Source organism: Micromonospora sp. LOL_014, from assembly GCF_048060245.1.
In the GTDB taxonomy this organism is placed as follows: domain Bacteria; phylum Actinomycetota; class Actinomycetes; order Mycobacteriales; family Micromonosporaceae; genus Micromonospora_E.
Genome location: NZ_JBHMIP010000037.1, coordinates 29,217 through 52,746 on the forward strand (window position 1 = coordinate 29,217; position 23,530 = coordinate 52,746).

The following is a 23,530-nucleotide window of genomic DNA, read 5'->3' on the forward strand; positions in this document are numbered from 1 at the left end:
CGCGGGCCGCACCGGCCCGGTGGCCACCCCTCTCCCGGGAGCAACGATGGAGCTTCTGACCAGCCCCGAGTTGTGGATCGCGTTCGCGACCCTGCTGCTGCTGGAAGTCGTGCTGGGCATCGACAACGTCGTGTTCATCTCGATCCTCGCCGGTCGGCTGCCCGAGCACCAGCAGGCCAGGGCCCGCACCATCGGGCTGTCGCTGGCCCTGGTCACCCGGCTGCTGCTGCTCGCCTCGTTGTCCTGGGTGATCGGGCTGACCGCACCGCTGTTCGAGGTGTTCGGGCAGGAGATATCCGGCCGGGACCTGATCCTGCTGCTCGGCGGGGGTTTCCTGCTGGTCAAAGCGACCTACGAGATCCACGAGCACCTGGAGGGCGCGGACCACGGGCGCAGCGGTAAGACCGCGTCGTTCGCCGGAGTGATCGCCCAGATCCTGGTGCTGGACGTGGTGTTCTCGCTCGACTCGGTGATCACCGCGGTGGGCATGGTCGACCAGCTGTTCATCATGGTCGCCGCCGTGGTGGTCGCGATCGTCATCATGCTGGTGTCGGCCGGGGCGGTCAGCGGGTTCGTCAACCAGCATCCGACGGTGAAGATGCTGGCCCTGTCGTTCCTGCTGCTGATCGGTGGCAGCCTGATCGCCGAAGGGCTCGGCCACCACCTCCCCAAGGGGTACGTGTACGGGCCGATCGCGTTCTCCGTCTTCGTGGAGTTCCTCAACCTGCGGCTACGGTCGCGCAAACAGGCGGCGGCACCGGTCAGCCTGCACCCGACGTTCATCAAGGAGCAGCCGGTGGCGGCCGGCGGTACGGACAGCGCCGACCGGACCGACTCAGCGTAACGGGAGCAGTCGGCGGACCGCCTGCTCGGCGGCCGGCCGGCTGGGCTCGCCGGTGCCGAGCCGGGCCACCCGCCCCCGGTGGAACGACTCGACCACCCGGGGGTCGACGTAGGAGGCGCGGGCGACCGTGGGTGTGTTGCCGAGCAGCTCCGCGACCTCCCGCATCACCGCAGCCACCGTCCGCCGCCGGGCCGCCGCCGATCGCGGTACCCCGGCGGCCGCCAGCCGGGTCGCGGCGAGCACGGTGGCATGCCAGGTACGGAAGTCCTTTGCCGTCATCTCGGTGCCGCTGGCCTGACGCAGGTACTCGTTGATTTCGTCGCTGTGCACGTCCCGCCAGCGCCGCCCGTCCCAGTAGCAGAACAGCCGCTGCCCGTCGTGCCGACGACGACGCAGTGCCCGCAGCACGGCACACACCTGCGCGTCGTCGATCCGCCGGACCTGGGCGACGCCGCCCTTGGCCGGGAACTCGAGGACCACGCAACCGCGCTCGAGCCGGGCGTGTCCGGGCCGCAGCGTCGCCACCCCGAACGTGGGCTCGTCGCCGGCGGCGTACTGGTCGTTGCCGATCCGGAACATCCCCAGATCCAGCAGGCGCACCAGGGCGGCCAGCACCCGTTGCCGGCCCAGACCCCGGCAACGCAGATCGGCGTCGACCCGGTTCCGCAGCCGGGGCAGCCGGTCCGCAACCCGCCGCACGTGCTGAAACTTGGCGACGTCCCGACGGACCCGCCACTGGGGGTGGTAGAGGTACTGCCGCCGGCCGGCCGCATCCACGCCGACGGCCTGAATGTGACCGGACGGGTGCGGACAGATCCACACGTCCCGCCAGGCGGGCGGGATCACCAGCTCACGAAGCCGCTTCAGCTCCGCCGGGTCGGTGACCGGCTGGCCCCGGGTATCGAGGAAGGCAGTCCCCCGGCCCCGGCGACGGCGCCGGTATCCCGGCCGGTGCGGGTCACTGCGCCGCAACCGCATCGCGTTCCACCTCACCGATCGCGGCGAGCACCTCGTCGACACAGATGGCGACCATCGCCGGGTGCCGGTCGACCGCCGGCCCATCGGCGGGTCCGTCGGCGGCCGGCGGGTCGCCGGCTGCGGGGACGGCAGCTGCGGGGACGGCGGCCGGCTCCTCGACCCCGGCGGACAGCAGCGGGTAGTGGACCACCCGGTGCCGTGTCCGGTGCACCGGTGGGCCCCAGCGGGCCGGCGACGTGGGACCGAACAGCAGCACCGACGGTACGCCGAAGGCCGTTGCCAGGTGCCCCGCGCCGGTGTCGGCGGCGACCAGCAGACGGGCGTGCGCCAGCAGGGCGGCGAACTGGTACAGGTCCATCCGCCCGGCGCAGACCGCGGTGCCGGGCAGCCCGGCACCGGCGGCGACCGCCTCAGCCAGCGGACGCTCGGGTGCCGACCCGGTCACGACCACCCGGTGTCCGGCGGCGGTCAGCCGACCGGCCAGCTCGGCGAACCGGTCGACCGGCCACCGGCGGCGCGGCGCCGCCGCGCCGGGGTGCAGTACGGTCACCCCGACCGGCACCCGGTCCGGTACCGGACGGGGCAGCAGCAGGTCGGTCGGGCCACAGTCGACGCCGTACCAGGTGAGCAGTCGGCACCACCGCGCCACCTCGTGCTCGTCGTCGCGCCACGGTGGGCCGTCGTGGTGCGCCGCCGCCGGACACCGGTACGCCCACAACCGGCCCGGCCGCGTCGTGGCGAGCAGCCGGTGCGACTGCGGGCCACGGCCGTGCAGGTTGACCGCCCAGTCCGGGCCGGTGTCGAGCAGCGGCGCCGCGTCCAGCCCGGACAGCGGCACCAGGCGGTCCACCGCGCCGGTCAGGCCGGCCAGCGGGGCGAGCCAGGCCGGCGCGGCCAGGGCGATCGTCTCGGCCGGGTAGGCGGCCCGCAGCCCACGCAGCGCCGGCACGGCGGTGGCCAGGTCACCGATGCCGAGGGCCCGCAGCACCAGGATCACGGGTAGGACGTCTCCCGGTCCGCGCAGATCACCATTTCGCGCACCGCGCAGCCAGCCGGCTGCTGCAGCGCGAACAGCACCGCCGCCGCCACGTTGCCGGGGTCGTTGAGCGCGGCGTCGGCCGCCGGCCGGTACCGGGCCTCGCGCTCGCCGAAGAAGGCGGTCCGCATCCCGCCGGGCACCAGCAGGGTAACGCCGACGGTGCCGGCGAGTTCGGCCGCCAACGCCCGGGTGAACCCGACCACCCCGAACTTGGCCGCGCAGTACGCGGTGGCGTCACCGACCGCCTTCACTCCCAGGGTGGAGGCGATCGTCACCACCGAACCGCCGGCCGAGGTCAGCCAGGGCAGCGCCGCCCGGATCACCGCCGCGGTGGCCAGCAGGTCGACCGTGACGACCCGTTCCCACACCTGCGCGGGGGTGTCGGCGAGACGGCCCGGCACGTCCATCCCCGCCGCGGTGACCACCGCGCTCAGCCCGCCGGTCTGCTCGGCGAGCCGGTGGGTGGCGGCCTCGGCGGCCCGGGTGTCGGCCAGGTCGCAGTCGAGCCAGGGCACCCCGTCCGCCGGCGGCTGCCGGTCGATGACGCACGGCCGGTAGCCGGACTCGGCCAGCAGGTCGACGACGGCTGCCCCGAGACCGCTCGCGCCGCCGGTGACCAGCACCGCCGGGCTGCCGGGATGGTTCGTCACGATCAGTCCTCCACAGTGGTGGTCGACGGAACGGGCCGCCCGGCACGGGCGGCGGCGATCATGCCGGTGGTGGAGCGTCCGTCGAGGTACGGCACAACCGCCGTCTGCCCGCCCCACCGGCGTACCACTTCGGCCTCGGGCAGGTCCGGCTCGGCGGTGCCGCCACCGGCGTAGTCGCCACCTTTGACCCAGATGTCCGGCCGCAGCCAGCTGAGCACCGCGTGCGGGGTGTCCTCATCGAAGACGACCACCGCGTCCACGCAGCCCAACGCCACGAGCAGCCGGGCCCGGTCACGCTCGCCGACCACCGGCCGCTGCGGCCCCTTCAGTCGGGCCACGCTGGCGTCGGAGTTGACGCAGACAATCAGGCAGTCACCCAGCTGCCGGGCGGCCTGCAGCGCCGACACGTGCCCGGCGTGCAGCAGGTCGAAGCAGCCGCCGGTGGCCACCACGGTGCCCCCGGCGGACCGTACCCGGTCGGCCAGCGCCCCGGCGGCGCGCGGACCGACCTGCTCCGCGGACGCCGCATCCAGTGCCCCGGTCTCCACCGGCACCGCGACCTGGTCGGACCCGGCCAGTAGCCGCCGCAGCCCGGCCGTACCGCCGTCGGCGACGTACCGGGACGCCTCGGCGACCGCCGCCTGGACCGCCTCGGACACCACGGCTCCGGCGGCCAGCGCCGTCGCGGCGGCGGTGGCGAACCGGTCCCCCGCGCCGCAGGTGTCCCCGTCGGTGTTGATCGGCGTCGGCACCATCAGCGGCACGCTCCCGGCGTGGCACAACAGCGCGCCGTCGCATCCCATCGTCACCGCGACCGCCCCGGCCCGCCAGCGGCGCCGCAGTTCGTCGGCGCCCCGTGCGGCAGTGGCCACCCGGGTGTCCCCGACCGGCTGCCCGGTCAACTGGCGGACCTCGGCCTCGTTGGGGGTGATCAGCCGGGCACCGGCGACCGCCGCCGGGCCGCGCGGGTGCGGGTCCCACACCACCGGTGCGCCGGTCGCCGCCAGCGCCGCCCGCAGGCCCGGCAGCCGCGCCACTCCCCGGCCGTAGTCGCTGACCACCACCGCCGCAGCCGCCGCGAGCACCTCGGCGGTGGCCGGCGGCAGATCGCCGCGCACCCGGCCGTCCCCGCCCCGGTCCAGCCGCAGCAGCACCTGGCCCCGGGTCCGCAGCCGGATCTTCTCGGCGGTCGCGCCACCCAACGGCAGCGGATGCAGGTCCACGCCGGCCGCAGCGAGCAGCGCCGCGAGCCGACAACCGGCCGGGTCGGCGGCGAGCGCGCTGACCAGCACGACCGGGTGTCCCTGCCCGGCGGCGAGCGCCGCAGCCAGCCCGGCGCCACCGGGCCGGTCGGTGACGTACCGCTCGTCGAGCACCGGCGCGGCGGCGTCCGGGCAGACCCGGGTCACCGCACCGTCGACGTCCCGGTCGAGCAGGGTGTCGCCGACCACCACGATCGGGCCGGCGGTCACCGGACACCGCCGCGGACGTCCACCGGTAGACCGGCCGTCACGGCGGGCGCCGGGGACGCACCGGCGGGGACGTCGACCGTGCCGGCGAGACCGAGCACGCCGGGCAGTGTCTGGTCGACGTAGCCGCACAGCAGGTGCGCGGTAACCAGATGCAGCTCCTGCACCACCTGCGGATCGGCCGCCGGCACCGCCAGCACCTCGGCGCACGCCTCGGCCAGCGGGTTCGGCACCGGACCGGTGCACGCCCAGCAGCGCAGCCCGACGTCACGGCCAGCCCGGGCCGCGGCGAGCAGGTTGCCGCTCCGTCCACTCGTGGACAGCAGCAGCAGGATGTCGCCGGGGCGGCCGTGGGCCCGTACCTGCCGGGCGAAGACCTCGTCGAAGCCGAAGTCGTTGCTGATCGCGGTGAGCGAGGAGGTCTCGGCGGTCAACGCGATCGCGGACAGCGGCGTCCGGTCGTCACGCAGCTTGCCGACCAGCTCGGCGGCGAGGTGCTGAGCCTCGGCGGCGCTACCGCCGTTGCCGGCGATCAGCAGCCGGCCACCGTGACCGAGCGTCCAGGCCAGCTCGGCACCCCAGCGACCCAGCCGGGTGGCCACCTGGCGGTACGGCAACAGCGCCTCAGCCAGCCCGGCGAGGTGGGTGTCGATGAGCGAGTTCACGTCGGGCATCTCAGGCCACCACCCGGCTCGGCTGCCGCACCCCGCTGACCGTGCCGTAGATCGCGGTCAGCTGCGCCGCGGCGCGCTGCCACGAATAGCACTGCCGCGCCCGGTCCAGCGCGGCGGTGGCGTAGGCGAACCGCCGGACCCGGTCGTTGAGCAACCGGCGCAGTGCCATACCTAGCGCCCGTGGATCCCGGGGCGGCACCAGATCGCCGGTGAGGCCGTCGACGACGGTGTCGGTCAGCCCGCCCACGGCGGTGCCGACCACCGGCACGCCGCAGGCCATCGCCTCCAACGGGGTGAGCCCGAACGGCTCGTACCACGGGGCGGCGACCAGCACGTCGGCCGACCGGTACCAGGACGGCATCCGTTCCCGAGGCACCCCGCCGACCAGCCGGACCCGGTCACCCACCCCGCACGACTCGGCCAGCTGGCGCAACTGCCGGGCCTGCGGGTCGGTGTCCAACTCGGCGGCCGGCGGACCACCCACGACGACGCACTCCGCGTTCGGTACGAGTTGCATGGCCCGTACGACGTCCTGGAAACCCTTGCGGGCGACCAGCCGGCCAACGGTCAGCACCCGCAGCCGGCCCTCGTCGCGCGGCACGGCCGGTCCGTCGGGGGCGAAGGTCTGCTCGTTGACGCCGGACGGCACCACCGAGAGGCGGCCCCGGGGCACCCCCATCCTGATCAGCTCGGCGACCTCGTCCTGGGACTGCGCAACCACCCGGTCGACGCTGCGGCCCAACGCCCGCTCGTAGCCGATGCGGCGGGGCGGACTGGTGTCCATCGCGCCCTGGTGGCGACGCTTGACCGTGCCCAGCGCATGGTAGGTCTGCACCACCGGCACCCCGGTCAGCCGGCCGGCGTGCACGGCGGCGAGGCCGCTCATCCAGAAGTGCGCGTGCGCGACCGCCGGGGTCCAGTCGTGGCTCCACTGTCCGGCCAGCCACCGGCTGAACGGCGCCATGTGCGGAAGCAGGTCGTCCTTGGCGATGTGCTCGGCCGGGCCGGCCGGCACGTGCACCACCGCAACCCCGTTGTCCAACTGCACCAGTTCCGGCAGGTCCACAGCGTCCCGGCGGGTGAACACCCGGACCTCGTGGCCGTCGGCGGCGAGCGCGGTGGACAGCTCCGCGACGTGCGTGTTCTGGCCGCCGGCGTCCACCCCGCCGAGCGCGGCGAGCGGGCTGGCGTGCTCCGAGATCATCGCGATGCGCATAGCGCCTCCTCCAGCAGCTCGTCCCAGTCCGCGAGGAACCGGTCCAGTCCGTATCGGTCCTGCGCCGCGCGCCGCGCGCCGTCGCCGAGCCGGCGGGCCGCGTCCGGCTCGTCGATCAGCCACTGGGCGGCGTCGACCAGGGTCTGCACTCGGGTGGCGAGCACCCCGGCCGACGGCGGTACCGCGGCGACCGCCTCGGTGGTGCCGAGAACGACCACCGGCATACCCATCGCCATCGCCTCGATCAGGCTCAGGCCGAGTGAGGTCCACCGGCACAGGTGCAGGTACGCGCGGCGGCGGGCCACCTCGGCGTGCATCGCCGACTGCGGCACGTCGTCGTGGACGGCCAACTGCCCGGCGGCCAGCCCGCCGAGAACCTCGGGCAACCCGGCGACTCCCATCCCGTACACGTCCAGCGGGGCGACCCCGGCGAACCGGGGCATCAGGTCGGTGCCGGTGACCCGTCGGCGGCGTACCGGCTCATTGGTGACCACAGCGAGCCGGTCGAGTTCGCCGCTGTAGCGGGCGGCCGGGGCGACGATGCCGTGCTCGATCACCCGGGTCCGGGTGCCGCCGGTGTCCCAGAACAGGTCGTTGAAGTGGGTGACGTGGACCACGGTGAGGTCGTCACGGTCGGCCATCGGATGCCGGCTGGTCGGCACGTCACCCTTTGGCGTGTTGTGCTCCACGTAGACCACCGGCACGTCCCGGCCAACGGTACGGCCGAGCCAGCTGGTGGCCAGATCGAGCTCCTCGGGGCGTTGCAGGATCACCAGGTCGACCTCGGCGGCGGCGAGCTGCCCGGGGCGGATCTCGGTGACGCCGTCCGGCCACGGGTAGGTGCGCGCCCGGCCCAGCCCGTACGGCCCCCGGTCCGGGGTGACCGGCACCAGGTAGTGGTGCTTGCCGTGGACGAACGCGGTGGTCCACGATCCGTGGACGTGCCAAAGGAAAATGTTCATCCGGCCGTCCCGCAGATCAGTTCGACGGCCTCGACGACGCTGTCCGGGGATACCGTCGACAGACACGGATGGCCGGGCACCGGGCACCGGGCGGCCCGGGTGTTGCGGCAGCCGGCGACCGGGTCGCCGAGCCGGACCCAGGGCACCCGGTAGGGGCCCCACTGGCCGAACGGCACCGTCGGCGCGAACAGGCTGACCACCGGGGTGCCGACCGCCGCCGCGAGGTGCGCGGGCCCGCTGTTGCCGACGACCAGCGCGCCGGCCTGCGCGATGATCGCGGCGAGCCGGGCCAGCGAGGTCTGACCACCGAGGTCGACACCGGACCGACCGGCCACCCGGCGGCTCAACGCCTGCTCCCCGGGTCCGCCGGTGACCACCACCCGGTGCCCGGCGGCGTGCAGCGCGTCGACGAACGCGGCACACCGCTCCGGCGGGCAGGCGCGGGACTCGACGGAGGATCCCGGGTGCACGACGACATAGCCCGGTGGTCCGGCCCGGTCCGGCTCCGGCATCCGGTGACGCACACCCGAGCCGGGCTCCTGTGGTGCGGGCCCGGCGGCCGGCCGCAGACAGCCCGGGCGTAGCCGCAGCACCGGTTCGTCGTCGCCGGGCAGCGCGAACCCGGCGGCGGCGGCCAGCGACAACGCCCGTTCCGGCTCCGGTACGCCCGGCGGCACCCGGTGGCGCACGTCGAGCAGCGAGCCGGGGTAGTCGTCACTGATCGCCGCGATCCGGTCCACCCCGGCCTGCCGCAGGAGCAGCGCCAGCGGCAGCGGCGACTGGTGGAAGGAGGTGAAGATGATCGCCTCGTCGGCGCCGACCTCGGCGAGCCGGTTCGTCAACCGGGTCAGGTCGGCCGGGTCCACCGGACCGGGATCCGGGTCGATCCACGGCAGCGGCCACTCGATCAGCTCGCCGACACCGGGCAGCAGTTCGGCGGCGGCCCGGCCCCGCGGACCGCAGAGCATGACCACCTCGTCTGCCCCGGCCGCCACGGCGCGGATCGCCGGCCCGGTGACCAGTACGTCGCCGACCGAGTCGGAGCGCACGACCAGGACCCGGCCGCCGCGCGGGCCGGGTCCGCCGGGGGCGGTCGCCCGGTGCCGACGCAGGATGAGATCGGCGGCGCCGGCCAGGTCACCAGCGACGGCGGGAGCGGCGGCCGTCTCCTGCGGTCGGGTCGTCGCGGTGGGTACCAGAATTCCGGTCGCGCCGGCGGCGCCGGCGGCGACGATGTCCCGGCCGATGTCGCCGACCACGGCGCACCGCCCGGCGGTGGTGCCCAGTTCCCGGGCGGCGGCCAGGACCATGCCCGGTGCCGGTTTGCGGCACCGGCAGCCGTCGCCGTCATCGTGCGGGCAGATCTGCCAGGTGTCGAACGGGCCGAGGAGTTCCTCGATCCGGTCGTGCACCCGACGCATGTCGTGCGCGGTGAAGTGGCCGCGGGCCAGGCCGGACTGGTTGGTGACGACACCGAGCCGCAGACCGGCGGCGCGGAGCCGGTCAAGCGCGGCGCGGGCACCGCGTACCGGGCGGACCAGGTCCGGGTCGCCGTTGTACGGCACGTCGTGCACGAGCGTCCCGTCACGGTCGAAGAGCACCGCGTCGAACAGCCCGCAGCCCCGACTGATCAGTTCGCTTCGCACCTGGCTCCGTTTCCCGGGTGCGGGGCGAGTAAACCAACCACGGCGTTCGTCCGGTCCGCACCATTTCGCCGGTGGCCGGGTTAGCGTGCCGCCCGCGGGGTACCCGGCTGATCGTGGCTGTCGTGCAGCGGGTGATCCCCGCCCCGCCGGACCAGGTGTTCGCCGTGCTGGCGAACGGCTGGTCGTACAGCGACTGGGTGGTCGGCACCGTGCACATCCGCGACGTCGACGAGCACTGGCCGCAGTCCGGGGCCCGGCTGCACCACACGGCCGGTCCCTGGCCGCTGTCGTTGTCCGACACCTCCACGGTGATCTCCTGCCAGCCGGGTGACGAACTGACGTTACGGGCCGGGCTGTGGCCGCTCGGCGAGGCGACGATCGTGTTCCGGCTCGCACCGACCCCGGGCAACGGCACCCGGGTCACCATCGCCGAGTCGTTCACCGGAGGGCCGCTGCGTTGGATCCGTACGAAGCTCGACGATCTGGTCCTGCACCACCGCAACCGGGAGACGCTGCGCCGGCTGTCCGACATCGCCACCCGGCAGACCGTCGGGTGACGCCGGCACGCCACAGCCTGGGCCCGACGGACGGGTCCACGGCAACAGTGCCCGGTCAGGGCAGGCCCTGCCTGGGCAGGTCAGTGGACGGGTGCCGGACGGCACCCGCAGGGAGGTGAACGGGATGAGTCAGACCGTGATGATCACTGGCGCGAGCGCCGGCATCGGACGCGCCACCGCCCAGCGGTACGCGCGCCGCGGCGCCCGGCTCGGGTTGCTCGCCCGAGGAGCGGCCGGCCTGGCCGCAGCCGCCGCACAGTGCCGTGAGCTGGGCGCCGAGGCGGTGGCCACGTACCAGGTGGACGTCGCCGACGCCGCAGCGGTCGACGAGGCCGCCGACGACCTGCACCGACGCAACGGCGGCCTGGACGTGTGGATCAACAACGCGATGGTGTCGGTCTTCGCCCCGACCTGGGAGATCAGCGCCGACGAGTTCCGACGGGTCACCGAGGTCAACTACCTCGGCACGGTGCACGGCACGCTGGCTGCGCTGCGGCAGATGCGCCCGGCCGGAATCGGCACGATCGTGCAGGTCGGGTCGGCGCTGGCGTACCGAGGCATCCCGCTGCAGTCGGCGTACTGCGCCAGCAAGCACGCCATCCAGGGATTCAACGACTCGCTACGGGCCGAGTTGCTCCAGGCCAGCCCCGAGATCAAGCTGTCGATGGTTCAGCTGCCGGCGGTGAACACGCCGCAGTTCTCCTGGGTGCGCACCCACCTGCCCCGACACCCGCAACCGGTACCGCCGATCTTCCAACCTGAGGTGGCCGCGGCGGCGATCTGCTGGGCCGCCGACAACGGCAAGCGGGAGGTCAACGTCGGTGGCCCCACCCTACGGGCTCGGCTCGCCGACGTCATCGCCCCCGGGCTGCTCGACCGGCTACTTGCGATCCGGCAGGTCGGCTTCGACTCCCAACAGACCGACGAGGTCATCGACCGGGCCCGCTGGCGGGACAACGTGGACGCCCCGGCCGATGCCGAGGTCGATCATGGCGCGCACGGCGCCTTCGACGACCAGGCACGTCGGCGGTCGCTGGCACTGTGGGCCGTGACGCACAAGCAGACCGCCACCGCCGCGGTCCTGGCCGCCGTGCTCGGCACCGCTCGGGCGATGGTCGGCAACGGGCCGGCCCGGCTGCGGGCAGCGGTCCGTCGACCGGTCGGGCGGGCGGCGTGACTGTCTGACACCACCGCCGCCCGTTGGGCCGCCGGTCGCCGCCGTCGAACCGGCGGCGTGGCACACAAGGGGGACACAGCCCGCCTTCATCGATCGCAGACGACGATCATGGGGCGGCGGCGCCCGTCGCGCCCAACCAGGAGGTGGCGGTTGATAAGAACCCAGCTCGGTGCGGTCACCTTGCAACCGGCTGCAACTGCACGGCATCCGCCATCCGCGCCCGGATGGTCATCGACTGACCGGTCGGCCACTCGATTCGGCCACCGGCTCAGCGGTAGACCGCGCGCTGCGCCGCCGACACCACAGCCCCGTACATCCGCCCGGTCACCGCGCGGTCGCGGGCCAGCGCGGCCCGCGCGGCGTTCGACCCGGGCGCGCCGTGCACCCCGCCGCCGGGGTGCGCCGACGCCGAGGCGAGAAAGAGCCGGTCGACCGGGGTGTCCGCGCGGCCCAGGCCGGGCACCGGCCGGAAGAACAGTTGCTGGTACGCCGCCGAGGTGCCGCCCCCGACCGCTCCCCCGACCAGACTCGGGTTCTGCTCCTGCAGGTCCACCGGACCGGCAACGTGACGGGCCCGGACCAGGGCACCGAACCCCGGTGCCTGCCGGTGCAGCACCGCCTCCATCCGCGCGACGTGTTCGAGAATTTCCTCGGCGTGCCACGTGGTGCGGTGCGGCAGGTGCGTGTACGCCCACAGCGACTCGGTGCCCGCCGGTGACCGCTGCGGGTCGGCGGTGGTGAGCTGACCAAGCAGCAGGAACGGGTCGCGGGGCATTTCGTCGCAGGCCAGCGCGGCGGCGTACCGGGTCAGGCCGTCCAAGTCGGCCCCGAGGTGCACGGTGCCGGCCCCGGCGACCGCCGGGTTGCGCCACGGCATCGGGCCGGCGAGCGCCCAGTCGACCTTCACCGTCGAGCCATCCCACCGGAACCGGCGCAGGTCGTCAACCATCCTGGTGGGCAGCCACTGGTCGCCGACCAGGTCGAGCAGCAGCGCCGGAGCGGGAACGTCGGCGAGCACCGCCCGCCGGGCCTGCCACAGCCGGCCGTCGACGGTACGCACGCCGACCGCCCGGCTGCGGGCGATCAGCACCCGGCCGGCGGCGGCGCCGGTGACCAACCGCCCGCCCCGGGAACGCAACCGGCCGACCAGCGCGTCGGTAATCCGTTGCGCGCCGCCCGCCGGCACCGGCCAGCCGATCTCCTGACCGAGCATGGTCAGCAGCCAGCCGTACACGCCGGACGCGACATCGTCGGGGGCCAGATCGGTGTGCAGCGCGCAACCGGCGAGCAGCGCCGGACCGCCGGCACCGGCGAAGGTCTCCCGGCCGAGCTGGCGGACCGGCAGTAACAGGCGCCGGGCCAGCCGCAGCGATCCGGCGCTCCGGAGCCGGCGCAGCAGCTCGACGCCGGCCCGCACCGGCGGAAACGGGGTGAACAGCGCGTCGATCAACGGTGCCGACACGGCCCGCCACTCGGCGTACGCCGACAGCCAGCGTTCGCCGTCGCCGTCGGCGAATGCCTCCAGCGACTCGGCGGTCCGCCGGGGGTCCAGGTTGACCACCGCAGCCCGGTCGTCCGGCAGCAGGTGAGCGAAGACGTCCGGGGCGTGCCGCCAGCGCAGCCCGAACTCGGCCAGCCGCAGCTCCCGCAGCACCGGCGAAGCGAACCCGAGCGGATAGAACGAGCTGTACAGGTCGCTGAGGTAGCCGGGGGCGGTCACCTCGGCGGAGCTGACCGCGCCGCCCGGCGCCCCGGTCGCCTCCAGCACCAGCACGTCCCAACCGGCGTCGGCGAGCAGGTTGGCGGCGACCAGGCCGTTGTGTCCGGCACCGATAACGACCGCGTCTGCCGTCTCCACATCCGTGTCTGCCATCTCCGCGCGACTACCCCGGCCGGGCGCGGCCAAACGTTTACCGACGCGGCCTTCGGGAACGACTGCCGGATGTACGACGTGGAGCAGTTCATCGAGGGCGTGTGGGGGCGGTTCGGCGACGGTGCCGAGATCGTTGTCGAGGACCCGTCCGAGGGCACCCCGGTCAGCCGCAGTCCGGTCGCCACCGAGGCGAACATCGGCACGGCGGTGAAGTCGGCCCGGGAGGCGGCACCGGGGTGGGCTGCGACACCGGCGACGGAACGGGCCGCCGCGCTGCGGCGAATCGCGGACGCTCTGGCCAGTGCCACCGACCAGGTGGCCGAGGCGCAGAGCGCGGAGATGGGCAAGCCGTTGGCCGGGGCACGAGCCGGGATCGCCGCCGGCGTGGCGACCCTGCGGCAGTACGCCGAACTGGGTCCGGTGCACCGGGGTCGGGCGTTGGCCGGCGACCCGGCCGCCCTGGATCTGATGGCGTACGTGCCGCGTGGGGTGGTGGCGGTGCTGACACCGTGGAACGACCCGGTGGCGGTGGCTTGCGGGCTGCTCGGCGCGGCGCTGGTCACCGGCAACACGGTGGTGCACAAGCCGAGTGAACGCTGCCCGGCGACCGGCGCGCTGCTCGCCCGGATGGTCGCCGATGAGGTTCCCGACGGGGTCTTCGCCCTGCTGACCGGCGACGGCAGCATCGGCGCCCGGATCGCCGCCTCCGACGGGTTGGACCTGGTCGCCCACGTCGGGTCCTCTGAGGCCGGCCGGGCGATCGCCGAGGCGTGCGCCCGCACCGGGGCCAAGGTGCTACGGGAGAACGGCGGCAGCGACGCGCTGATCGTCGATGAGGGCGTCGATCCGCGGTGGGCCGCGCAACAGGCGGCGTCCGGCGCGTTGGCCAACTCGGGTCAGGTGTGTGTCAGCGTGGAGCGAGTCTATGTCCACAGCACGGTGGCGGAGCCGTTCGTCGAAGCGCTCACCGGACACTGCTCGGGGATGCGATTGGGGCCGGCCCGTGATCCGTACACCGAGCTGGGTCCGTTGGTGGACCGCCGACACCGCGACCGGGTGCACGCCCAGGTCTCGGCGGCGCTGGCGGCCGGGGCGACGGTGCGGTGCGGCGGCCGGATCCCGGACGGGCCCGGTGCCTTCTACCCGCCGACGGTGCTGACCGGGTGCACCGACGACATGGCGGTGATGCGGCAGGAGACGTTCGGCCCGGTCGCCCCGGTGATGACGGTGGGGTCGTTCGACGAGGCGCTGTCCCGGGCGGCGGCTTCGCCGTACGGTCTGTCGGCGACTGTGCTGACCCGTTCCATGGGCCACGCGCAGCGGGCCTGGCGTGCGCTGCCGGTGGGCACCGTGAAGATCAACTCCGTGTTCGGCGGAGCACCGGGCGGTGCCGCGCACCCCCGCCGCAGCAGCGGGGAGGGCCTCGGATTCGGACCGGAACTGCTCGACGAGATGACCGTCGTCAAGGTGCTGCATCTGCAGGCTCCGAGTGGACTGGACGGCCGCTGGTGAGCGGTCCGGTACGGCCGACGCGGTTGCGTGATCTCCGGTTGACGACGTGGCGCGCCGCGCTGGTCGGCAGTGGACGCCGGTTCGCCCGGGACAACTGCGTGGACTGGGCCGCCGCGTTGACCTACTACGGAGTTCTCGCGTTGTTCCCCTCGTTGATCGTGGTCGTCGCGCTGGTCGGTCTGGTCTCCGACGGTGAACGCACGGTGGACACCGTGGTCGGCCTGGCCGAGGAGCTCGGGGCCGGGGCGGTGGTGGGCGACGAGGGTTTCGTCGACATCATCGACGGGGTGGTCGACCAGCGCAGTTCCGCCGGTGTGCTGCTCAGCTTCGGTCTGGTGGCCGCGCTGTGGTCGGCCTCGGGCTACGTACGGGCGTTCACCCGAGCTGCCAACGCCATCTACGGGGTGGCCGAAGGTCGCCCCTTCTACCGGTTGCAGCCGCAGCAGCTCGGGCTGACCGCCGCCGGACTGGTGCTGCTCGCGCTGGTCGCCGTGATGCTGATTGTCAGCGGCCCGGTCACCGACGCGCTCGGTGACCGCCTCGGCCTTGGCCAAGCCCCGCGTACCGCCTGGAGCCTGCTCAAATGGCCGGTGCTGATCACCATCGTCACGACACTCTTGTCCCTTCTGTACTGGTTCGCTCCTAACGTCCGCCAGCCGAAGCTCCGCTGGCTGGCCGTCGGCGGCGCGGTGACCCTGCTGCTGGCGGCGGTGGCCTCGGCCGGGTTCGGCACCTACGTCGCGTACTTCGGTTCATACGACGTGACCTATGGCAGCCTCGGCGCGGTGATCGCGTTCCTGGTCTGGCTCTACCTGACCAACCTGGCGGTGATGCTGGGCGTCGAGATCAACGCGGCGGTGCAGCGTGGCCGGGCTGCCCAGGCCGGTGAGTCGGAGCCGGCCGACCCGGTGCTGCCGCCACGGACGCCGGTTTAGCCACGCCGGTCACGGGTAGTCGAACAGCTATGGAACGCGGCAACAGTAAGCACAGTCCTCGGGTGGACGACAGCATGGCCCACGACACCCGTGGGACCACGCAGGGCACCACCGGAGGCCGGGCCGAGGAGTGGCACGAGGCGGAGCCCCCGGGCGAGGACCAGCCGGAGCCGGCTGCGGTTCCGGCCGGCGACAACCGCTCCGGCACGCCGCAGGGCATGACCAGCGAGGAGGTCGAGCAGCGGAGCAGATTAGGCCGCTACATCAACCTCTCGGCGCTGCCCGGGGACCGCAGCATGCTGCGCGACAGCGCGCTGGAGAACGAGGCACCCGACGACGTACTCGACGAGATCGATCAGTTGCCGCCGGGTCGCACGTTCCAGACGGTGTCCGAGGTGTGGGCCGAGCTGGGCCATGCCAACGAGACGACCCGCTGGTGACCGCGCCGCCTGCGGCCCGGCGGAAGTAGAGGAGGGACTCACATGGGAGCAGTGACCGAGTACGTTGACGTCGCGGTGCCGGTACGCGCCGCGTACAACCAGTGGACGCAGTTCGAGGAGTTCCCCCAGTTCATGGAGGGCGTCTCCGAGGTGACCCAGGTGTCGGAGACCTTGACGCGCTGGACGACCGAAATTGCCGGGGTGTCGCGTGAGTTCGACGCGAAGATCACCGAGCAGATTCCCGACGAGCGGGTTGCCTGGACCGCGACCGGTGGGGTGAAACAGGCCGGTGTGATCACGTTCCACCGACTGGACGACAGCCACACCCGGGTCACCGCACAGATGGAGTTCGACCCGGAGGGGATCGCGGAGCAGGCCGGCGACAAGCTTGGCATCGTTGACCGCCGAGTGAAGGGCGACATGAAGCGCTTCAAGGATTTCATTGAAAGCCGGCACGGCGTGGAGACCGGCGCCTGGCGTGGCGAGGTTCCTCGACCGCAGCCGTGACAGTTCGACCGACTACCCGACCTAGAACAGCGCCCACCGGCCGACGGTGAATCCTCCCGAGCCGGCCGGTCGGTGGGTCTGACGGCTGGGGCGGGCGGGCCGAAACCGGCCCGCCCGCCCCAGCCGCGTTTGTCGGCAGCCCGGCCGGGTAACCCGACCGGCATGACTGATTCCGAGGACGACGTTTGGCGCGACGAGGACCGGCTGCCGGTCCACGAGCTGGAACGGGCCGTCGCCGCACCAGCGGGCGACGGTGAGGTCGACGACATGACCGGCAACGACGCCGCGGCCGAGGAGGAGTTCGGCCACGGCGCAGAGGCGGTCGACCGTACCGGCGGCCGCCCCGGCGGACCGGCGATGACCGACCCTGAGCGGCCGTACCGGCCCTCGACCACCGGCCGGACCGGCCCGCACTGATCTCGCCAGTCGGTCGCCAGTCCGGTCGCTGACGCATCGGTCAGCCATCCCCGGCCGATCGGCTGACGGCGGTGGGGATCATCCGAGCGAGACTTTTCGGATGCGCCCCACCGCCCCCGGATTCCTCACTCCGAGCCAGCGACGCTGGGCCTGGCTCGGCTTCCTGCTGACCGCGATCCAGGCGCCGGTCTCCGCCTACCTGCTGCCGGACGGCTCCTGGTTGTTCAGCGTCTGCGTGGCGCTGATGGTCGCCACGGTGATCATCGCCGACGACGCGTCCCGCCACCGCCCGGCCCCGGCCGACAACCGACGCGTCGAGTAGCCGGGCGGGCACAGTTCATGAGTCCGTTTCCCGCTGCCCCGCACGGCCTGCTGGCCGCCCCGGCCGCCCGAAGGGCGGCGCAGACCTCGTTGGCCGATCTGCACGCCTCGCTCGGTGCGGCCGGCCTGGCCGCCGCCGCAGTCCTGCCCGGCCTGCTGGCCGAGCTGGATCAGCACGCCGCTGCGGTCCGGGACCGGCTTTTCGCGGATCTACGTCCACTCAGCCCGGTGACATTGGCCCGGTACGCCGACGGGGTACGCGACGCGGCCACCGAGGCCGGCTGGCGCCCCCCGGTAGTCGGGCCGACCGCCCAGTGGGTGACGGCCGACTGGGTGACGGCCGACTGGGTGACGTTGCGGCTGGTCGCCGTCTGCCAGCTGGCCGGGATCAGCGGCGCGGCCCCGCGCTGACCCCGGCCCTGTACTGGCGGCTTCCTCGACCCGCCCGGACGGATCAGCCGCGGGAAGTCCCGCCCGGTCCGGTCATGCCCCCGGCCGGTTGGCGCCCGGCCCGGCCGTGCCCCGGCCGCTGGCTGCCTCACGACCACCGGACATCGCCGGCGCCTGCTGGGTCTGCGGGATCACCTGCGTCGGTTCGTTCATCCGGTCACCGGCGTCGTCCCGGCCGGCCTGGTACGCCTTGGCACTGTCCCGCACCGCCTGCGATTCCTCCGCCATCCGGGTGAGCCAGCCCTCCCACCGTTGCTGCATGGGTCGGACCAGGCCACCGCCGACCCCGACGATCAGCACGCCAGCGATGGTGGCAAGCACCGCGATCAGCACCGGGGTGGTGACCGTGGTGGCGATGCCGACCTGGTTCAGCGCGGCGATGACGCCGAGCGCGACGATGAACACCGACGCGGCGGTGGCCAGCAGGCGGCCGTAGGAGAGCCCACCGAGCGCACCCGACACCAGGTCACGTACCGCGGTTGCGATCGCAGCGGCGACGACCACGATGACGATGGCGACGAACGCCCGCGGCAGCCACGCCACGACCGCGCTGATCAGGTCGCTGATCGGATTCGGTCCCCAGACTCCGAACGCGAACTGCAGGGTGAACAGCAGCACCGCGTAGTACGCCAACCGGGCCAGGATGTCGCTGGCGTCGTACCGGGTCCGTTCCAAGGCCTTGCCGATGCCGCCGCGCTCCACCGCCCGGTCGAACCCGACCCGTTCGAGCGCCTTGTCGACGCCCTTCAACACTGCCCGTGCGATCAACCATCCGACCACCAGAATCGCGATGAACGCGATAGCCCGGGGCACAAAAAGTATCACGGACCGCCACATGTCAGTCAGCGCGTTGCCGATGTCGACCTGCGCCGACGCGTACGTCGAGGACATCCGGTCCCCCCTTTCCGGCTCATCTACCGATGCGTCGCCTCGTTGTCGTACGGACGCGCTGCATCGCCTACCGCCGGCCCGCATACCCACCTAGCGCCGGTCCACGCCACCCGCCGACGGCAGCCCCCGGATAGGCTGCCACCCATGGCAGGCACCGCCGGGCAGACCCGGGACACCCCGTCGGGGGTGCCGACTGCGCGGTCAGCCACCCCGGCCGGCACCAACCCGGACAGCGCCGTACCGGCCGGCGCCACCTCGGACAGCGTCGTACCGGCCGGGCTCGTCGACCGGCACGACTGGGCGGGCACGCCGCTCGGTCCGCTGAGTGGTTGGGATCCGGCGGTACGGGCAGCGGTCGAGCTGGTGCTCGCTTCACCGGTGCCGATGGCCCTGGTCTACAGCGACAACTTTCTGATGATCTACAACGACGCCTACGCGGAGCTGCTCGGCGCCAAGCACCCTGAGGCGTTCGCCCAGCCTGCGGCTGCGGTGTTCGCCGACGCGTGGCACCGGCCGGGCGTCGGCGACGTGGTCGAACGGGTCTACCGCACCGGCGAGCCGTTTCTCGAGTCGGAGGCCGTGGCGCCGTTCGGCACCGGCGAGTCAGGCCCGTTCGGCGGCACGGCCTTTACCCGTGGCTACTCCGCGGTGCGGGACAGCGACGGGCGGATCGTCGGAATGCTCTCGGTCGCGACCGAGACCGGCACCATCACCCACCGGCTGCAGAGCCTCAGCGAGCTGACCTCGGCGTTGGCCGGCACGCTCACCCTCGACGACGTCGCCCGGGTCGCGCTGCGGTACGGACTGGCCTCGCTCGACGTCGACCAGGTGGCGCTCGGCATCGACGACGGCGGCGGATGGCGGGTGGTCCGCCGGGTCCGCGGTGAACTGCTCGACGAAGCCGACGAGCGACTGCCGCCGGTGTGGCGCCGGATCCCCCGGGACGCTCCCACCCCGTTGGCCACCGTCGCCGGCACCGGTGTCCCCCGGTTCGCCGGGGAGGGCCGGCCGCTCGCCCGGTACGCCACGGACCGGCACGACGAGCTGGTGACGGCGCTCGCCGCCCTGCCGCTGCGGGCCGGATCGCTCCGCGGTGGGATCACCTTCGGGTACCGCGAGCCACATTCGTGGGCGCCGGCCGAACGGGCGCTGCTTTCGGCGGTCGCCGAACTGGTCACTCAGGCGGCCGAACGGGCCCGGCGGTTCGAGACCCAGCATGGTACGGCTCAACTGCTGCAGCGCAGCATGCTGCCGGAGCAACTGCCGGATCTGCCGCTGCTGCGGTTGGCCGCACGCTACGACCCGGGGGTGGACGGCAATTCGGCCGGCGGGGACTTCTACGACGCGTTCCGGCTGCCCGATGGTGGGCTGGCCGTGGTGCTCGGCGATGTCGTCGGGCACGATGTGCGGGCAGCGGCGCTGATGGGCCAGGTCCGGGCCGCGCTGCGCGGGCTCGCGCTGGCCGAACCGGAGCCGACGGCGGTGCTGAACGGGCTGGACCGGCTGGTGCACAGCCTGGGCGCGGAGAGCCGGAACGAGGAGCTGTTCGTGACCGTGCTGTACGGGGTGCTGGATCCGGCGACCGGCGGGTTGACGGTGGCCAGCGCTGGTCATCCCGCTCCGCTGATCCGACGCTGGTCGTCGACCACGGCGAACGCCGAGTTCGTCCCGGTGCCGCCCGGGCCGCCGCTTGGTCTGGCCGGGCGGCGGCGGCCGACCCGGGTCGAGCTGCGCCCCGGCGACACGCTGCTGATGTTCAGCGACGGCGTGGTGGAACGACGCGGTCAGGATCTCGGCATCGGGATTTCCGCTCTGGCCGCAGCCGTCGCCGAGACCAGCACCAGCGATCCACGCAACCTCTGCGCGGTGGCCAGTGCGGCGGTGCCGGGCACCACTGACGACGACGTGGCGGTGCTCGCGGTGGAGCACGCGGCCGCGCCGAGCCGGTCGGCGGGGTTGCTGGTTCCTGCCGAGCCGATCGCACCGAGCCGGGTGCGGCACTGGTTGGCCGACCAGCTGGCCGGGTGGCAGGTTCCGGAATCGGTGATCGGTCCGGCGGTGCTCTGTGCCAGCGAGCTGACCACGAACGCCCTGCTGCATGCCGGCACCGAGGCGCGGGTGGAGATCGATCTCAGTCAGGAACGACTGCTCGTCTCGGTAGCTGACAGTGGCACCCGAGGCACGGTCAGTCGGGCACATGTCGACACGTTGAGTAGCCGTGGCCGGGGTCTGGGTCTGATCGAGCAGTTGAGTCATACCTGGGGCACCGACCCCTCAGTACGCGGTTCGACCGTGTGGTTCGAGATCATGTTGCCGATCAACTCGTAGCCCCGACGTTTACCCATAGTGATCTCAATTGGGCCATTCGGCCGAGTCGCGGCGGGCGTCCCCGTGGCGTACGGTAACTGCCTACGCCAATAGGATAAACGACGCGAAGAGGTACAAAGCGGTGCGAATCAGAGGCTACGCCACGGGAACCCCCTGCTGGTCCGAACTACGCACCAGCGACACCGCAGGTTCGAGCGACTTCTACCACGAACTGTTCGGTTGGAAGCCGGTCGACCTGCCGAACAGCACCGGCGCCGAGTTCCACCTGCGAGACATGGCCGTCGCCGGGCTCGCCCCCGCCCTCGCCGCAGGCCAGCCCGCGGCCTGGCTGACCTACCTCGCTTCGGACAACCTGGCCGCGACGGTCGAGAGTGTGCACCGGGCCGCCGGATCGGCACTCTCGCCACCCGCCCAGGTCGCCGAACGGGGCCACTGCGCCCTGATCGCCGATCCGCAGGGCGCCGTGTTCGGGCTCTGGCAGCGGGGCGCCTTCCCCGGCGCACAGATGATCGGTGAGCCCGGCGCTACCTGCTGGAACGAACTCGCCACCCGGGACGTGGCCGGCGCCGTGTCCTTTTACGGCTCGGTGTTCGGGTGGACCACGCGACCCAGCATCTACAGCGAAGGGTCCGAGTATCAGGAGTGGTTGCGGGAGACCAGCGAGGTGGCCGGGCTGATCGAGATGGGCGAGATGTACCCGCCGCAGGTCCCAGCGCACTGGCGGACGACCTTCGAGGTCGACGACTGCGAGGCCGCGGTGCAGCGCTGTCAGGCACTCGGCGGGACGGTCTCCTTTGGTCCGTACCAGGCCGGCCCGGGCGCCTACGCCCAGTTGACCGACCCGTTCGGTGCAGCGTTCGGGATCATCGCGTTGCGTCCGGAGTTCCGCTCGCCGCTGGGCTGACCCGGGCCACCACCGGGTCAGATATCCCACTTTATGTCACCTTTGGAACGATTGGCGTCGCAGGCTCTTCACATATCAGCAACATCCCCGTACGGTGGTCGATATTCTTGGGAGCGCTTCCACTGAACGCTCTCAATATATCGTCCCTACCCGGAGGGAGCACGCATGCGCAGAAGATCTGCGCTCACCGCAGGCACCGCCGCCGTCATGGCGTTCACGGTGGCCACTGCGGTCGGTGTCGGGCTGCTGCAGCCCACGGCCGCCGAGGCGGCCGAATCAGCCTTCTACGTCGACCCGGACACCTCGGCCGCCCGCTGGGTGGCGGCGAACCCCGGTGACTACCGGGCGAACGTCATCCGCGACCGGATCGCCTCGGTGCCGCAGGGCCGCTGGTTCACCCAGTACAACCCCAACGAGGTCCGCAACCAGGTCAGCGCCTTCGTCGGTGCCGCCGCGGCGGCCGGCAAGATCCCGATCATGGTCGTCTACAACATTCCCAACCGCGACTGCAGCAACCACAGCAGCGGTGGCGCGCCCAACCACAGCGCCTACCGGCAGTGGGTCGACCAGGTCGCGGCCGGGCTCGGTAACCGGCCCGCGTACATCGTGTTGGAGCCCGACGTGCTCGCCCTGATGGGGACCTGCATGAGCCAGTCGGAGCAGGCCGAGGTACGCGCCTCGATGGCCTACGCTGGCAAGGCGCTCAAAGCGGGCTCCTCCCAGGCCAAGGTCTACTTCGACGCCGGGCACTCGGCCTGGCACGCCCCGTCGACGATGGCGGGCATGCTGGTCGGTGCCGACGTGGCGAACAGCGCGGACGGCATCTCCAGCAACGTATCCAACTACCGCAGCACCAGTGAAGCGGTCAACTACGTCAAGGCGGTCATCAACGCCACCGGCGCCAACCACCTCACCGCGGTGATCGACACCAGCCGCAACGGCAACGGCCCGTTGGGCTCCGAATGGTGTGACCCGGAGGGCCGGGCGATCGGCACCGCGAGCACCACCAACACTGGGGACAGCAAGATCGACGCCTACCTCTGGGTGAAGCTGCCGGGGGAGGCGGACGGCTGCATCGCCAACGCGGGCCAGTTCGTGCCGCAACGGGCGTACGAGCTCGCGCTGGCGGCCGGCCCGACCACCGCGCCGCCGCCGACCACCGCGCCCCCGCCCACCAGCGCACCTCCGACCACGGCACCGCCGACCACCGCGCCCCCGCCCACCACGAACCCGCCGACCGGCGCCTGCAGCGTCAGCTACACCACGAACCAGTGGCCCGGCGGCTTCACCCGGGAGATCCGGATCACCAACACCGGCGGTTCGGTCAGCAGTTGGACCCTCGCCTTCACCGCTGGGTCCAACGTCAGTCTGAGCAACGGCTGGAACGGCGACTGGTCCCAGTCTGGCAGCCAGATCACGGTCCGCAACGCTGCCTGGAACGGCTCGCTGGCCTCCGGTGCCACCGTCAGCATCGGCTTCCAGGGGACCTACTCCGGTAGCACCCTGTCGCCGCTGAGCAACATTACCCTCAACGGCGCAGCCTGCTCGAGCTGACGCACAACGAATCAGGATCCGCAGGCACGGACTTCGGCCCCGCCCGGTACCGGGCGGGGCCGAAGTCCGTGCGGGGAACGGGTTACCCGGGCGGCTCACCGGGCACTCCTGCCGGGGAGAGGAGGCCAACCGTTGACTTCGTCCCCGCCCTGAAGGAACGGGGATTCCCTTGGTCGCGCTCGGGGG

The 23,530-nt window shown here is 72.8% G+C and carries 23 protein-coding genes; 13 read left to right on the top strand and 10 right to left on the bottom strand.

Annotation, left to right across the window (positions count from 1 at the left end):
- Window positions 1-46: 46 nt before the first annotated feature.
- Complete coding sequence (locus ACFHW1_RS25535; RefSeq protein ID WP_416557110.1) at window positions 47-844, top strand: TerC family protein; 798 nt, start codon at window positions 47-49, stop codon at window positions 842-844.
- Here ACFHW1_RS25535 and ACFHW1_RS25540 read toward each other — a convergent pair.
- From ACFHW1_RS25540 to ACFHW1_RS25575, 8 genes are read right to left on the bottom strand one after another with little or no spacing between them, the layout of a single operon-like run.
- Complete coding sequence (locus tag ACFHW1_RS25540; protein ID WP_416569168.1) at window positions 836-1,822, bottom strand: DNA topoisomerase IB; 987 nt, start codon at window positions 1,820-1,822, stop codon at window positions 836-838. The two genes, ACFHW1_RS25535 and ACFHW1_RS25540, sit on opposite strands and share 9 nt — an antisense overlap.
- Entirely contained in the window at window positions 1,803-2,819 is a 1,017-nt protein-coding gene (locus tag ACFHW1_RS25545; RefSeq protein ID WP_416616290.1) for a glycosyltransferase family 9 protein, read from the bottom strand. The genes ACFHW1_RS25540 and ACFHW1_RS25545 overlap by 20 nt, the downstream gene beginning before the upstream one ends.
- Window positions 2,816-3,511, bottom strand: coding sequence for an SDR family oxidoreductase (locus ACFHW1_RS25550; protein ID WP_416616292.1), 696 nt, complete (start codon window positions 3,509-3,511; stop codon window positions 2,816-2,818). Before ACFHW1_RS25550 ends, ACFHW1_RS25545 begins: the two co-directional genes overlap by 4 nt.
- Window positions 3,512-3,513: 2 nt before the next feature.
- On the bottom strand, window positions 3,514-4,965 hold the full coding sequence (locus tag ACFHW1_RS25555; protein WP_416616296.1) for a PfkB family carbohydrate kinase: 1,452 nt from the start codon (window positions 4,963-4,965) through the stop codon (window positions 3,514-3,516).
- 14 nt (window positions 4,966-4,979) lie between these two features.
- On the bottom strand, window positions 4,980-5,654 hold the full coding sequence (locus ACFHW1_RS25560; RefSeq protein WP_416557106.1) for a D-sedoheptulose-7-phosphate isomerase: 675 nt from the start codon (window positions 5,652-5,654) through the stop codon (window positions 4,980-4,982).
- 1 nt (window position 5,655) lies between these two features.
- Window positions 5,656-6,870, bottom strand: a complete 1,215-nt coding sequence (locus tag ACFHW1_RS25565) for a glycosyltransferase (RefSeq protein WP_416557105.1) — start codon at window positions 6,868-6,870, stop codon at window positions 5,656-5,658.
- Window positions 6,855-7,832: a glycosyltransferase gene (locus tag ACFHW1_RS25570; RefSeq protein WP_416557104.1), complete on the bottom strand. Its 978-nt coding sequence runs from the start codon at window positions 7,830-7,832 to the stop codon at window positions 6,855-6,857. Before ACFHW1_RS25570 ends, ACFHW1_RS25565 begins: the two co-directional genes overlap by 16 nt.
- On the bottom strand, window positions 7,829-9,478 hold the full coding sequence (locus ACFHW1_RS25575) for an HAD-IIIA family hydrolase (RefSeq protein WP_416557103.1): 1,650 nt from the start codon (window positions 9,476-9,478) through the stop codon (window positions 7,829-7,831). Before ACFHW1_RS25575 ends, ACFHW1_RS25570 begins: the two co-directional genes overlap by 4 nt.
- Window positions 9,479-9,591: 113 nt before the next feature.
- On the opposite strand from ACFHW1_RS25575, the gene ACFHW1_RS25580 reads away from it, so the two are divergent.
- Both ACFHW1_RS25580 and ACFHW1_RS25585 read left to right on the top strand, forming a co-directional pair.
- Entirely contained in the window at window positions 9,592-10,035 is a 444-nt protein-coding gene (locus tag ACFHW1_RS25580; protein WP_416557102.1) for an SRPBCC family protein, read from the top strand.
- 124 nt (window positions 10,036-10,159) lie between these two features.
- Window positions 10,160-11,212 (top strand): SDR family oxidoreductase, encoded by a 1,053-nt coding sequence (locus tag ACFHW1_RS25585; RefSeq protein ID WP_416557101.1) that lies wholly within the window; start codon window positions 10,160-10,162, stop codon window positions 11,210-11,212.
- 268 nt (window positions 11,213-11,480) lie between these two features.
- On the opposite strand, the gene ACFHW1_RS25590 is transcribed toward ACFHW1_RS25585, so the two are convergent.
- Window positions 11,481-13,085: a phytoene desaturase family protein gene (locus ACFHW1_RS25590; RefSeq protein ID WP_416557100.1), complete on the bottom strand. Its 1,605-nt coding sequence runs from the start codon at window positions 13,083-13,085 to the stop codon at window positions 11,481-11,483.
- Window positions 13,086-13,154: 69 nt separating this feature from the next.
- On the opposite strand from ACFHW1_RS25590, the gene ACFHW1_RS25595 reads away from it, so the two are divergent.
- The 7 genes from ACFHW1_RS25595 (at window position 13,155) to ACFHW1_RS25625 (ending at window position 17,628) form a co-directional block, all read left to right on the top strand.
- Window positions 13,155-14,597, top strand: coding sequence for an aldehyde dehydrogenase family protein (locus ACFHW1_RS25595; RefSeq protein WP_416590084.1), 1,443 nt, complete (start codon window positions 13,155-13,157; stop codon window positions 14,595-14,597).
- A gap of 38 nt (window positions 14,598-14,635) precedes the next feature.
- Window positions 14,636-15,532 carry a YihY/virulence factor BrkB family protein gene (locus tag ACFHW1_RS25600; RefSeq protein WP_416557098.1) on the top strand — a complete coding sequence of 299 codons (897 nt, stop codon included), beginning with the start codon at window positions 14,636-14,638 and terminating at the stop codon, window positions 15,530-15,532.
- 29 nt (window positions 15,533-15,561) lie between these two features.
- Window positions 15,562-15,972 (top strand): DUF2795 domain-containing protein, encoded by a 411-nt coding sequence (locus tag ACFHW1_RS25605; protein ID WP_282230342.1) that lies wholly within the window; start codon window positions 15,562-15,564, stop codon window positions 15,970-15,972.
- 42 nt (window positions 15,973-16,014) lie between these two features.
- The gene (locus ACFHW1_RS25610) at window positions 16,015-16,479 is read left to right on the top strand and encodes an SRPBCC family protein (protein WP_416557097.1); all 465 of its coding nucleotides are present in this window, start codon (window positions 16,015-16,017) and stop codon (window positions 16,477-16,479) included.
- A gap of 162 nt (window positions 16,480-16,641) precedes the next feature.
- Complete coding sequence (locus ACFHW1_RS25615) at window positions 16,642-16,896, top strand: hypothetical protein (RefSeq protein ID WP_416557096.1); 255 nt, start codon at window positions 16,642-16,644, stop codon at window positions 16,894-16,896.
- 100 nt (window positions 16,897-16,996) lie between these two features.
- Complete coding sequence (locus ACFHW1_RS25620; RefSeq protein WP_416557095.1) at window positions 16,997-17,218, top strand: hypothetical protein; 222 nt, start codon at window positions 16,997-16,999, stop codon at window positions 17,216-17,218.
- 17 nt (window positions 17,219-17,235) lie between these two features.
- Window positions 17,236-17,628: a DUF6401 family natural product biosynthesis protein gene (locus tag ACFHW1_RS25625; RefSeq protein ID WP_416569164.1), complete on the top strand. Its 393-nt coding sequence runs from the start codon at window positions 17,236-17,238 to the stop codon at window positions 17,626-17,628.
- 72 nt (window positions 17,629-17,700) lie between these two features.
- Here ACFHW1_RS25625 and ACFHW1_RS25630 read toward each other — a convergent pair whose 3' ends face one another.
- Complete coding sequence (locus ACFHW1_RS25630) at window positions 17,701-18,558, bottom strand: mechanosensitive ion channel family protein (protein ID WP_416557093.1); 858 nt, start codon at window positions 18,556-18,558, stop codon at window positions 17,701-17,703.
- A gap of 144 nt (window positions 18,559-18,702) precedes the next feature.
- Here ACFHW1_RS25630 and ACFHW1_RS25635 point away from each other — a divergent pair, with 144 nt between their 5' ends.
- The 3 genes from ACFHW1_RS25635 to ACFHW1_RS25645 all read left to right on the top strand — a co-directional run bounded on the left by ACFHW1_RS25635 (window position 18,703) and on the right by ACFHW1_RS25645 (window position 23,344).
- Complete coding sequence (locus ACFHW1_RS25635) at window positions 18,703-20,886, top strand: SpoIIE family protein phosphatase (RefSeq protein ID WP_416616294.1); 2,184 nt, start codon at window positions 18,703-18,705, stop codon at window positions 20,884-20,886.
- Window positions 20,887-21,007: 121 nt separating this feature from the next.
- Entirely contained in the window at window positions 21,008-21,790 is a 783-nt protein-coding gene (locus tag ACFHW1_RS25640; protein WP_416557091.1) for a VOC family protein, read from the top strand.
- Window positions 21,791-21,955: 165 nt separating this feature from the next.
- Entirely contained in the window at window positions 21,956-23,344 is a 1,389-nt protein-coding gene (locus ACFHW1_RS25645) for a glycoside hydrolase family 6 protein (RefSeq protein ID WP_416590086.1), read from the top strand.
- The last annotated feature ends 186 nt before the right edge of the window (window positions 23,345-23,530 follow it).